Source organism: Actinomadura sp. NPDC049382, from assembly GCF_040677125.1.
Classification (GTDB): Bacteria; Actinomycetota; Actinomycetes; order Streptosporangiales; family Streptosporangiaceae; genus Spirillospora; species Spirillospora geliboluensis.
On record NZ_JBFARO010000024.1, the window covers coordinates 86,898 to 99,163 of the forward strand.

Annotated in this window: 7 protein-coding genes; 6 read left to right on the plus strand and 1 reads right to left on the minus strand. The window is 72.5% G+C overall.

The window, feature by feature from the left end; all coding sequences use genetic code 11:
• Positions 1 to 105: 105 nt before the first annotated feature.
• The gene (locus tag AB0K34_RS17615; protein WP_301177712.1) at positions 106 to 1,503 is read right to left on the minus strand and encodes a DNA recombination protein RmuC; all 1,398 of its coding nucleotides are present in this window, start codon (positions 1,501 to 1,503) and stop codon (positions 106 to 108) included.
• 143 nt (positions 1,504 to 1,646) lie between these two features.
• Between AB0K34_RS17615 and ychF the strand changes: the two genes are divergently transcribed.
• From ychF to AB0K34_RS17645, 6 genes are all read left to right on the plus strand, one after another.
• A complete protein-coding gene (gene ychF / locus AB0K34_RS17620) occupies positions 1,647 to 2,738 on the plus strand; it encodes a redox-regulated ATPase YchF (RefSeq protein ID WP_138639179.1) in 1,092 nt (363 codons plus the stop codon).
• A gap of 474 nt (positions 2,739 to 3,212) precedes the next feature.
• Entirely contained in the window at positions 3,213 to 4,238 is a 1,026-nt protein-coding gene (locus AB0K34_RS17625; RefSeq protein WP_301177713.1) for a conjugal transfer protein, read from the plus strand.
• A 75-nt stretch (positions 4,239 to 4,313) separates the two neighbouring features.
• Positions 4,314 to 4,583, plus strand: a complete 270-nt coding sequence (locus AB0K34_RS17630; RefSeq protein ID WP_301177715.1) for a hypothetical protein — start codon at positions 4,314 to 4,316, stop codon at positions 4,581 to 4,583.
• 42 nt (positions 4,584 to 4,625) lie between these two features.
• On the plus strand, positions 4,626 to 7,655 hold the full coding sequence (locus AB0K34_RS17635; RefSeq protein ID WP_364549690.1) for a TcpE family conjugal transfer membrane protein: 3,030 nt from the start codon (positions 4,626 to 4,628) through the stop codon (positions 7,653 to 7,655).
• Between the two features lie 223 nt (positions 7,656 to 7,878).
• Positions 7,879 to 10,368: an ATP-binding protein gene (locus AB0K34_RS17640; RefSeq protein WP_301175219.1), complete on the plus strand. Its 2,490-nt coding sequence runs from the start codon at positions 7,879 to 7,881 to the stop codon at positions 10,366 to 10,368.
• Positions 10,365 to 12,266, plus strand: a 1,902-nt coding sequence (locus AB0K34_RS17645) for a type IV secretion system protein (RefSeq protein WP_364549692.1), incomplete at its 3' end; no start/stop codon positions are given. The genes AB0K34_RS17640 and AB0K34_RS17645, both read left to right, overlap by 4 nt.

A 12,266-nucleotide genomic window follows, 5' to 3' on the forward strand; every position in this document is an offset into this window, starting at 1 on the left:
CCGAGCGCGCGCGCGAGCGCGGTGCCGCGGCGCCGTGCTGACGTCCCACTGCACCCTCCGGAGCCGGCGGGGCGCCGCCTTGCGCACCGCGTATCGTCGATGAACTCATCGCCACCCCTTCGCTCCGGGGAACCGGCGCCCCGCACCGCCCGGTTCGCCCCGCTCGTGCGCGTCGCGCCGGTCGGCCTGCTCGGGAATGGCCTGTGAGCCGAAACCTACCGCTTCGGGCGCCGGGGCGGGCTGAGCACGCTCGTCCTCCCGGGGATCGTCCTCCAGGGGGTCGTCCTCCAGGCGGTGCTCCTCGGCGGTCAGTTCCGCTGCGGAGAGCGCGCGGGGGCTCTCCTCCACGGGACGGGGCCCTTCCAAGCCGTCCTCGACCACGCCCAGCTCGTTCAGCTTGCGGGCGCTGACGAGGACGCGCGTCTCCAGCGAACCGACCGTCCGGTTGTAGGACTTGATGGCCCCGGTCAGGGCGCGCCCCAGTTCGTCGACGTGCTGGCCCATCGTGCCGAGCCGCTCGTACAGCTCCTTGCCCAGCTCGAAGACCGCGCGCGCGTTCTTTGAGAGGGCGGCCTGCTGCCACGCGTAGGACGCCGTCCGCAGCATGGTGATGAGGGTGGTCGGCGTGGCGATGTGCACCCGCCGCCGCATCGCGTACTCCAGCAGGCCCGGGTCGCGGTCGAGCGCGGGGGCGAGGAACGCCTCCCCGGGGATGAACAGGACGACGAACTCCGGGGCGGGGCTGAACGCCTGCCAGTACGACTTCGCCGCCAGCCGCTCGACGTGGTCGCGCAGGTGGCGGGCGTGGGCGTCCAGCCGGACCGGGTCGCCGCTCTCGGCGGCCTGCAGGTACGCGGCCAGCGAGACCTTGGAGTCGACGACGATGCTCTTGCCGCCGACCAGCCGCACGACCATGTCGGGACGGACCGTCCCGTCGGCCGTGACCGCGCTGGCCTGCTCGTCGAAGTCGCAGTGGTGCGCCATGCCCGCCAGCTCCACGACCCGCCGCAGCTGCAGCTCGCCCCACCGGCCGCGCGCCTCGGGCCGCTGCAGCGCACGCACCAGCGACTGGGTCTCGCGGCGCAACTGGTCGGAGCTCTGCCGGACGAAGTCGACCTGCTTGGCCAGCATCGCGTGCGACTCGCGGCGGCCCGTCTCCACCTCGCGGAGCTGCTCCTCCACCTTGGCGAGGGTCTCCTTGAGCGGCGCGACCAGGTGCTCGACGGCCTGCTGGCGGCGCTGCAGCTCGCCCGCCGCCTCCACGCCCGCGGCCTTGAGCCGCGCGTCCGCCAGTTCGAGGAACCGCTGGTTGCTGGCGTCCAGGGCCTTCGCGGACAGGTTCTCGAAATGCTCGGCCATCCGGTCCTCGGCGTAGGCGAGCTTCTCCTCGGCCGCCCGCGCCCGCGCGATCAGCGCGCCCTGCCGGCCCGTCGCCAGCGCGTACCCGGCGACGGCGCCGAACACGGCGCCGAGGAGCAGGCCGGCGAACAGCGCGAGGTCCATCCGCTCATCGTGACAGCGCGGCGCCGAAGCGCGATCGCGACGCGCCGGGATGCCGCGGGACGCCCCGTCCCGGACATTCGGCGGAACCCGCGGACGTTCCGGGCAGTACGCGGCGCGCCCGGGCGCCCATAAACTTGACCGCCGTGAGCCTCTCCATCGGAATCGTCGGGCTGCCCAACGTCGGCAAGTCCACCCTGTTCAACGCGCTGACCAAGAACGACGCGCTGGCCGCCAACTACCCGTTCGCGACCATCGAGCCCAACGTCGGCGTGGTCGGGGTGCCCGACCCGCGCCTGCACACGCTGGCGGAGATCTTCGGCTCGCAGAAGGTGATCCCGGCGACGATGGAGTTCGTCGACATCGCGGGCATCGTCAAGGGCGCGTCCGAGGGGCAGGGGCTCGGCAACAAGTTCCTCGCCAACATCCGCGAGACCAACGCGATCTGCCAGGTCATCCGCGCCTTCGAGGACCCGGACGTCACGCACGTGGACGGCGACGTCGCCCCGTCCCGCGACATCGAGACGATCAACACCGAGCTGATCCTGGCCGACCTCCAGACGATCGAGAGGGCGCTGCCGCGCCTCGACAAGGAGGCGCGCACCAAGAAGGACAAGGACAAGCTCGCCGTCGTCGACGCCGTGAACGCCGCGCAGAAGCTGCTCGACGACGGCGTGACGCTCTTCGCGGGGGCGGAGAAGGCCGGCATCGACCTGGCACTGCTGCGCGAGCTGCACCTGCTCACCGCCAAGCCGTTCCTCTACGTCTTCAACCTCGACGAGAGCGAGCTGACCGACGAGGCCCTGCGCGCGCGCCTGCGCGACCTGGTGGCGCCCGCCGAGGCGATCTTCCTGGACGCCAAGATCGAGGCGGAGCTGATCGAGCTGCCGGACGACGAGGCCCTCGAACTGCTCCAGGGCATGGGGCAGGAGGAGTCGGGCCTGTCGCAGCTCGTCCGCATCGGGTTCGGCACCCTCGGGCTGCAGACGTACCTGACGGCGGGCCCCAAGGAGGCGCGCGCCTGGACGATCCGCAAGGGCGACACCGCCCCGGAGGCCGCCGGCGTCATCCACACCGACTTCCAGCGCGGCTTCATCAAGGCGGAGGTCGTCTCGTTCGACGACCTCGTCGAGGCCGGCTCGATGGCCGCCGCCCGCACCGCCGGCAGGGTCCGGATGGAGGGCAAGGAGTACGTGATGCAGGACGGCGACGTCGTGGAGTTCCGCTTCAACGTCTGACCGGCCCGGTGGAGGGCGCGTCACGGTCCGGCAAGGGCCGTGACCAGTGTGATTTTGGCAACAGCCGGTCTCCGTGGTGCCATTGGGGCGGACGAGGCCGGTGAGCTGCCGTTTTGCTGTGTGATGTCGCGTATCAGCCAGTTTGTCGGTTTCTTTCGGGAATGGATTGCGGCCGTCACCGCCACCCGGTCACCAAGCAACGACCGAGTCGCGCCGCTTGTCCGGAACCTGGACCTGCGCACTCTTCGGAGCCTTGGATAGGGGATCGTCACCGTTTGGCAATCTTCCCCGTTCCTGTTGAGGTGGATTGCATTATCCACAACCGCGTGCCGGGGCTGTGCTTCGCTGCGATGCGCTGGAACAATTGACGCCCGTGGTTACCCTGGGCCCGAAGGTGGGTTCGGAAAAGCCACCGGAACATGACCAGGCACACAGGACCGCGCCGACCGGGGGCGAGGCGCGAGCGGAGGCAGGATGGCTCGCAGGTCGGCCGTGGGACGCGGCCGTGACACCGCCGTAGTCGAGGAGACCGCGGCGCCCGCCCGGGCGCTCGCGTCCTCCGTCGACCCCTCGTGGGACCTGTCCGAGCGGGACGGCCGCCGCGGCGGGTCCGGCGCCGGCGGCCCGCGGGGCGGCCGCTGGGGCGGGTCCGGCGGGCGCTGGTGGGTGTGGGTCGGCCGCGCCGTGCTGTGGGCGCTGATCCTCGTCATCCTCGTCAACGGCGTCCGCGCCCCCTTCGAGCGCTTCACCGCGGGCGACTCCGGCGGCGGCGCCGCGTCCCCGTCCAAGCCGCCGCGCAGCGCCGGGTTCCCCAGCAGCGCCGCGGGCGCGTTCGCCATCCAGTTCGCCAACGTCTATCTCAACTACGACCAGAAGACCGCGCCCGCCCGCGAGGCGCAATTGCGCACCTTCCTGCCCGACGGCGCCGACGCGCAATTCGGCTGGAACGGCGTCGGGAAGATGCAGGTGCAGTCCGTCCAGGTCGCCGGAGTCGACGCCCGCGACGCCAACAACGCGACCGTGACACTGCTCGCCCGCACCGCCGACCGGTGGCTGCGGCTCGCCGTTCCCGTCTACGCCGACAAGAGCGGGTCCCTGGTCGTGTCCGCCCGCCCCGCCCTGCTTCCCCCGCCGACCAAGGCGCAGCTTCCCCAGGGCGGCCTCGACGACCGCGACACCGCGCTCGAGAACGAGCTCAAGCCCTTCCTCGGCACCTTCTTCCCGGAGTACGCGTCCGGCAACCAGGAGGCCCTGTCCCGCTTCTCCGCCGGGACGACCATCACCGGCCTCGCCAAGTCCGTCACGTTCGTGCAGGTCAAGGAGGTCATCGCGCCGAAGGGCGCCCAGGGCGAGCGGTCCGTCACCGCGACCGTGGTGTGGCAGCCAGCCGGGGGCGGCGGCGGCGAGCTGGAGCAGAGCTACCAGCTCACCATGGTCAAGAAGGGCACGACCTGGCTCGTGCGCGACATTCGCGGCAGCACCGAACCGAACGCGTCATGAGAGGCCGCGAATTGAAGAACCGAACCCCCGCATCCGCCGACCGAGGAAGGTAGAACATCGATGCTGCATCACCTCATGGCGTCGATTCCGCTCGATCTCCTGGCGGCGCCCGACGACGAACTCAAAACCGACCAGCTGGCCGATTGGCTCCGCCAGATATTCGGCCCGCTGTTCCTCGTGATCGTCTCCATTGTGGCGATCTTCTTCCTGTTCACCCGCGAGATCACGCGATTCGTGCAATTCATCGTGCTGGCGATCGGCATCGGAGTGATCTTCTACGTGCCGAAGATCATCGAGACCACGGCCAAGGCGATCGCCACGGCCCTCGGTGTGGACGTCTCCTGACCCGGGGAGGCTCGGCGCTCGCGCAGGGAGGGGAGTAGGGGCGTGGATCTGCCCACGTACACGAACATCTGGCGCATCGAGAAGCGGCTGTACAAGCTGTACGACCTGCGGCTGCCCATGCCGCTGCCGCTCGTCCAGATCGGCGTCTTCCTCGGCGTGTTCGTGCCCTGGATCCTGCTGCTCAGGCTGGTCGGCGTCCCGTTCGAGTCGCCCTGGCACGTGCTGTACATCGTCCCGCCGGGCGTCCTGACCTGGCTGGCGACGCGCCCCGTCATCGAGGGCAAGCGCCTGACCGAGCTGCTGCTCTCGCAGAGCCGCTACCTCGCCGAGCCCCGCACCTGGTGCCGTCTCACCCCGATCCGCGAACCCCGCGAAGTGGTGATCGTCGCCCGCGTCTGGCGCCGCGCCGAGGGCCCCGCCCCGGTCGCCGCGGCGGAACGCGCCGCGATCAAGACCCGCCGCAAGCGCCGGCACGCCGACCCCGAGCCCACCCCGCTCCCGGCCCGCCTGCCCCGCCCCGCGACCGCCGCGGCGCCCCCGCCCCTCGTCGAGTACGCCGCCCAGCAGGAGCAGCCCGCCGCGGCCCCGCCCAAGCCCTGGCGCCGCACCACCCGCGACAACTTCCACGAGGACGACGTCCTGCCCCTCCCCACCGCCGACATGGAACGCCCCCCGGCGACCCCCCAGCTGGAGACCCCGGCGGGCTCCGGCAAGCGCGCCCTGGCCTCCGGCGTCCGCCGCCCCGGCGCCCCCGCCGAGATCTGGCAGGCCGCCCCCGCCACCCGTCCCGACATCCCCCAGCAGCACCCCGCCGACATCCGCCGCGCCGCCGAAGAGATAGCCAACGGCCCCCGCGAGCCCGCACACCCCCCCACACCACCCCGGCACGCCCCGGCCCCGCCCGGAAGCGCAGCACCCGCGCCCAACGCCCCCACCGCCGACCCCACAGCGCCGAACACGCCTCCCCAGCAGACGACACCGCCCGCAGCAACACGACAGCCGGGCTCCACCCCCGCAACAGGCGTCCCGGCGACAGGCCGTGCAACAGCAGGCGGCCCCGCCCCGCACACAGCGCCCCCCGAGCCAACACGGCAGCCGGGCCCCCCACCCGCGACCGGCGTCCCAACGCCAGGCCGCCCCGCCCCCGCCCCCCAGGCAACACCGCCCGAGGCAACGCGGCCGGGCTCCACTCCTGCGACCGGTGTTCCGGCGGCAGGTCGTCCCGCATCAGGCGGTCCTGCCTCAGAGGCAGCGCTGCCCGAGACGACCCGGCAGCCGGGGGCCACTCCTGCGGCCGGTGTTCCGGCGGCGGGTCGTGCTGCATCAGGCGGTCCTGCCCCGGAGACGCCGCCGTCCGAGGTAACGCGGCCTGGCTCCACCCCCGCGACCGGTGTTCCCACGGCCGGCGCCGGTGCGGCGAGCGGGGCTTCCCCGGAGCCGACGCAGCCTGAGTCGACCCGGCAGCAGAGCCCCACGCATCCCATCCGCGCAACCGGTGTTCCGGCACCTGGCCCTGCTGCAACGGGCGGGCCTACGTCAGAGCCGGCGTCGTCCGAGCGAGGGCGGCAGTCGAGCAGCACCGATCCGGCCGGCGTTCCCGCGCCGGGGACGGTGCCGTCTGAGGGGACGCGGCAGTCCGGCCCCGCGCAGCCTGGCCGTCCGACTGGTGTTCCGGTGGCCGGTGCTGCTGCGGCGGGCGCTGCGCCGAGTCCTGCGGGGGCCGTGCCTGCGGACGGTTCCGGTGTGGAGTCCGGGCAGCGGGCCCAGGAGACGGCTCCCGGGGGCGGTGCGTCCGGTGGGGAGCCGGGGGACAAGAAGGTTGCCGGGCCTCGGGCGCCGGTGCCTCCTCCGCCGCCTTGGGCGCCGCCGGTGACGCGGCCCGATGTGCCGATGGTGCCTGGGGCGTTCGGGGCGCCGCCTCGAGCGGTGCCGCCCGCGCCACGGCGGGAGCCGCCTAAGCCGTGGTCGGAGGGGTTGTCCCGGCCGCAGCGTCCGGCCGCCGAGACCCCGCCGCAGCCTGTCGAGCCTGCGGCGGCGCAGCAGGTGCCGCCGCCGGCGCCGCCGGTGGAGGAGCAGGCGCCGCCGCGTGAGGTGCGGTCGCAGCCGGCCTCGCCCGTGCGGCCGCGGCCGCTGCCGCCGCCGCCCGCGCCGCCGCCGTCCGGTCCGGCGATCACGCCGCCGGGGCCGGAGCACGAGGTCAGCACCGGCGGGTTCCGGCGGCTCATCCACGCCGTCGGCGGCGGGCACGGCGAGGTCGACGCCGAGTACCAGCAGCGGCTCCAGCAGCCGTTCCACGGGACGCGGCACGTGGTCGTCCTCGGGTGCACCGGGGGCGCGGGGCAGACCGTCACCGCGCTGATGCTCGGGCACACGTTCGCGCAGCACAACGGGGAGCCCGTCGTCGCGATCGACGTGAACCCCGGGCCGGGCGCGCTGGCCCGCCGGACGCGCAGCGACACCAACGAGACGCTGACCGGGCTCATCACGCGCGCCGACCAGGTCGGCAGCCTCACCGCGATGCGCCGGTACACCTCGCAGGCCAAGTCCGGGCTCGACGTGATCGCGGCGGGCAAGAACCCGCTGCAGGCGCTCGACGACCGCGACTACGCGCTCGCGATCCGCACGATCGACAAGTTCTACTCGGTGACGCTGCTGGACGCGGCCGCCGCCGTGGTCGCGCGGGTCCTGCCGTACGCCGACCAGATCGTGCTCGTGGCGCCGGCCAGCGCCGACGCGCCGCGCGCCGTCGCGATGACGTTCGAATGGCTGGACGGCCACGGCTACGAGGAGTTGCGGTCCCGCGCCGTGACCGTCATCAACGGGGTGAGCCGCCGCAGCATGGACGACGTCGAGCAGGCCGAGGCCGTGGCGCGCGGCAGGTGCCGGGCCCTGGTGCGCATCCCGTGGGATGATCACCTCAGCATGGACCGCGCGCCGCGCAACGAGCTGAAGTCGTTGCGGACGCCGACGCGGCGTGCCTACCTTGCCTTGGCCGGTGTCGTCGCCGGCGGCTTCACCGTCATGCCCGAGCGTTACCAGGAGCTTCAGCAGGAGCAGGAGGCCACCCGATGAGCGCCCCTCGCGGGCATCGAGCGGAGACCCTAGTGAAACGGGCGTCCCTGGCGGACGGGCTTGACGTTCATGACCGTCCGGACCGTGAACACTCTCCCGGGCAGCCCTGCACGGCCGCCCGGGCGCCGGGAGAATCAGTGAGTGCTCCTCGTCCGGGACGGCGTGCGCGCGGCGGTCCGGCCGAGCGGCGCGCACCGGTCGGGGCCGAGGGCGGGAGGACGGCATGAGCAAGTCCAGCCGGCTGGCCGTCCGGTACTTCGACGACCGGGTGCTGTTCACCGACAGCGCCGCCTGGGCGTACTTCCGGCTCCCCACGGTGTCGTACGAGTTCACCACCGGGGAGGAGCGCGAGGCGCTCGCCACGAACATCACGATCGCGCTCGCGGGCATCCGGATGCAGGACGCCGAGATCCACCTGCGGATCGCGCACCGGACGTACCCGGCGGCCGAGTGGGCGCTCGCCCTGGACCGGACGTCCGACGGCGGCCCCGGATGGCGGGAGTACCTGGAGGAGACCTACGCGCACGTGTGGGCGAAGGACTTCTGGACCAAGGAGGTCTACCTCGGGGTGCGGCTCGGGCCGCGCGGGATGGGCGCGCAGCTGTCCGGCGGCGTCCTCGCGCAGCTGCTCGGGTTCTACAAGCGCAGCGAGAGCGTCCTCGGCGTGCACGACGACGCGATCGACAAGAAGGAGATCGCGCGCTGGACGGAGCAGGCCGAACGGGTCGGGCGCGCGCTCGGCGGGTCCGCCCTGTACGCCAGGCACGCCACCTCGACGGAGGTCGCGTGGCTGTTCCAGCACGCGGTGTCGGGGTCGCTGGCGGATCCGCCGCCGTCCGCCGTCCCGCGCCGGACGTGGGGCAAGGGCGAGATCGAGTCGCTGGTCGAGGGCGCGATCCACAACGGGCGCTCCTATCTGCGGATCGAGCAGCCGAACTTCACGGGCGCGGGCGGGGGCGCGACGGCCGCGTCGTACGTCGCGTACCTGTCGTTCGCCCGGTTCCCGGACATGATGCCGTTCCCGGACGGCGAGCCCTGGTTCCACTACTCGGACTCGCTGCCGTTCCCCGTCGAGATCAGCGCGCGGATGAAGCTGATCCCGCCGGCGAAGGCGTCCAAGGACGTCTCCCGCAAGCTCGCGCACGCCCGCGACATGGACCAGCACATCCGGGAGGCGGGCGCGGAGGCGCCGATCGCGCTCGCCGAGCAGATCGACGCGGCCCGGATGCTGGAGCACGGCATCACCAAGGAGCGGCTGCCGTTCGTGTACGGCTGGCACCGGCTGATCGTGTCCGCACCGACCGAGGAGCTGCTCGCCCAGCGGGTGGACGCGGTCGTCGAGCACTACCGCGACATCGGCATCGACGTCGTCAACTCGACCGGCGACCAGTTCTCGCTGTTCCTGGAGTCGCTGCCCGGCGACCAGATCCGGCTGAACGCCTACGCGCAGCGGCAGCCGCTGCGGACGATCGCGGGCGGCATGCCGGTCGCGACCGTCGACCTCGGCGACCGGCCGGACGACGAGCAGGAGGGCTGGATCGGCCCCTACATCGGCGAGACGCTCGGCCGGGCCCGGTCCATCGTGCACTTCGACCCGCTCGTCGCGGCGGCCCGCAACCGGCCGACCGCGGTCGCGATCACGGGTGAGCCGGGCGGCGGCAAGACGACGCTGGCGCTGCTGCTGATCTACCAGATGGCGCTGCGCGGCGTGACGATCGCGGCGATCGACCCGAAGGGCGACGCCGAGTCGCTCGTCGAGCTGCTGAAGGCGCGCGGGCGCAAGGCGCGCATCCTGCCGCTCGGCTCGGCGGCGCCCGGCCTGCTCGACCCGTTCTCGTTCGGCGACGACCTCGCCACGATGAAGACGATGGCGACCGAGACGCTGCGGCTGCTGCTGCCGCGGATGTCGGAGGAGCGCGAGTCCGCGATGATCCAGGCGGTCGGCGCGGTCGCCAACGCGGAGCGGCCGTCGCTCGGGCGCGTCGTCGACCATCTGGAGGCCGCGGCCGACCCGGCGTCCAAGAACCTCGGCGCGGTGCTCCGGTCGATGTCGGAGATGCGGCTCGCGCGGCTGTGCTTCGACCCGTCCGGCGGGGAGCGCATCGACACCGAGGGCTGGACGACCGTGTTCACGCTCGGCGGCCTGACGCTGCCCGACGTCGCCATCTCGCGGGAGGACTACTCCTACGAGCAGCGGCTGTCGGTGGCGCTGATGTACCTCGTGTCGCAGTTCGCGCGGCGGCTCATGCACGGCCTCGACCGGCGGCTGCCGAAGGCGATCTTCCTGGACGAGGCGTGGGCGATCACCTCGACGCCCGAGGGCGCGAAGCTGGTGCCGGAGGTGTCCCGCATGGGACGCTCCCGGAACACCGCCCTGATCCTGGTCTCCCAGAACGCGGGGGACCTGCTGAACGAACAGGTGACGAACTGCCTGTCGTCGGTGTTCTCGTTCCGTTCCACCGAACGGGTCGAGGTCGGCAACGTCATGTCGCTGCTCGGCGTCGAGGCGTCCGACGAGCACAAGGCCGTGCTGCGCAACCTCGGCAACGGCGAATGCATCTTCCGTGACCTCGACGGCCGAGCGGGGCGCATCGGCGTCGACCTGATCTCCGAGGAACTGCAGCGTTGGCTGGACACCAACCCGACCCGGTCCCGTCCGGGCACGTCCGAACTCACCGCCGCGGGGGCCGAGGCCGAGGAGGTCACCCGATGAGGAGTCCCCGCCACGGGACGGCGCGCCTGCAGCGTTCGCCCGGCGAAGGGCTCGACCGCGCCGTCCTCGACCGCCCCGGCCGCCGCCGGCGCCGTCCGCGCGCCCGCCGCTCCGCGGTGGTGCTGCTCCTGATGGCGCTCTTCACGGTCGGGCTGTCCCCGATGGCGGGCGCCAACCCGATCTTCCCGTCGCCCAACGACGCGTGCCGTCCCGCGGACAACCCGCCCCCCGAGCAGTACGGGTCGGGGACGGACGGCATGATCAAGCCGCCCGACTACCCGAACGAGAAGCTGCAGAAGACACCGGTCGAGCAGCTGACCTACTACGACCGGTACGGCACGGCAGGGCAGACCTGGTACGCGGTCGACATGGGCTGCTCGGACGGCATGGCGCTGATGGGCAACGCCCTCGCCAACACTACGTTCACCATCGTCCGGGCGGTCGACCGGACGACGATCAGCGTCTACCAGGCGGCGGCGTCCGACTCGCTGCTCGGCTGGCTGAAGGACACCGTCGACGGCGTCATCAGCAACATCGGCAAGACGTTCAACGCGCGGTACTGGTCGTGGGTGGTCATCCTCGGCGCGATGTGGCTCGCGTGGTGGGGGCTGGTCCGCAAGCGGGCCAGCAAGGTCACCGAGGGCGTGATCTGGATGGTCGCCGCGATGGTGGCGCTCGTCTGGCTGATCGCGCGCCCGGCGGACTTCACCACGCTCGGGACGAAGACGTCCGAGGCGACCAGCGCCGCCTTCAACGCGGCGCTGCCCCAGAGCGACACCAAGGGCGGGACCTGTATACCGAGGCCGGACGGCAAGCCCGATCCGGCGACCTCCCAGAACCTCGACGCGACGACGCGCAACGCCAACGGGCTGTGGGTGGCGCTGGTCTGCAAGCCGTGGCTGCAGGGCGAGTTCGGCACGACCGACCCCAACGCGAAGATCGTCAAGGAGAACGCCGACAAGCTGCTGTGGTCGCAGGCCGTCGACCTGCCGGAGACGTACGGCGGCAACAAGGTCGACCTCGGCAAGAAGGCCGACGCCTACAAGGACGTCACGAAGAACATCAAGGACAACTACCCGCAGTCCTACTCGCTGTTCCAGGGCAAGAACTGGCAGAACCGGCTCGCGGTCGCGTTCGGGGGGCTGTTCGCGGCACTGGTCGCCGGGCTCCTCATCATGGTCATCGCGATCGCGCTGATCGTCGTGAAGATCGCGTTCCTGCTGCTGCTCGTCGCCGGGCCGATCTTCCTCGGGATCGGGATACATCCGGGCATCGGACGGGTCATCGCCGTCCGATGGCTGGAACTCCTGCTGTCGATGCTGCTGAAACAGGCGGCGCTGATCGGTGTGCTGTCGCTGCTGCTGTGGGCGTACAGCCTGATCCTCGGCGAGACGCTGCCGTGGGGCCTGCAGGTGCTGCTCATCGCGCTGGTGACGTTCGCGGCGTTCATCTACCGCAAACCGTTCCAGCACCTGTTCTCGGCGGTCGGGTACTCGGCCGTCGGGTCGCGGGAGAAGAGCGAGGCGCAGCTCAACAAGTCGGTCACGGAGGCGCGCCGCAGCACCACCGGCGTCGCGGCCGCCGTCGTGCCGGGCGCGGCCGGGTACCGGCTGGGCAAGTGGGCGAAGCGCGAGGCGACGTCCGAGGCCGCCGCCGGGGCGCAGGGCGATGCCGCGACCGGCACCGCGGTCGCCGTCGCCGACCGGCGGACGGGTGCGGGCGCGGGCGAGGGCCCGTCGCCGGAGGAGGCACCGGTGCTCGCGGCGAAGCCGCGCGGCGCGGGCGGGGCCATCGCGGCCTCGCAGGGACGGTCCCGGCGCGGCGCGCCGCCGCTGAACCTGCCGACCCGCGCGGGCGCGCTCGGCGACCGCGCGGCGGACGGCGGCGGGAACTCGGGA

Bases quoted from the DNA above. Each gene is read 5' to 3' on its own strand.
- AB0K34_RS17625 (WP_301177713.1), top strand. From the start codon at position 3,213: ATGGCTCGCAGGTCGGCCGTGGGACGCGGCCGTGACACCGCCGTAGTC.
- AB0K34_RS17615 (WP_301177712.1), bottom strand. From the start codon at position 1,503: ATGGACCTCGCGCTGTTCGCCGGCCTGCTCCTCGGCGCCGTGTTCGGC.
- AB0K34_RS17640 (WP_301175219.1), top strand. From the start codon at position 7,879: ATGAGCAAGTCCAGCCGGCTGGCCGTCCGGTACTTCGACGACCGGGTG.
- AB0K34_RS17630 (WP_301177715.1), top strand. From the start codon at position 4,314: ATGGCGTCGATTCCGCTCGATCTCCTGGCGGCGCCCGACGACGAACTC.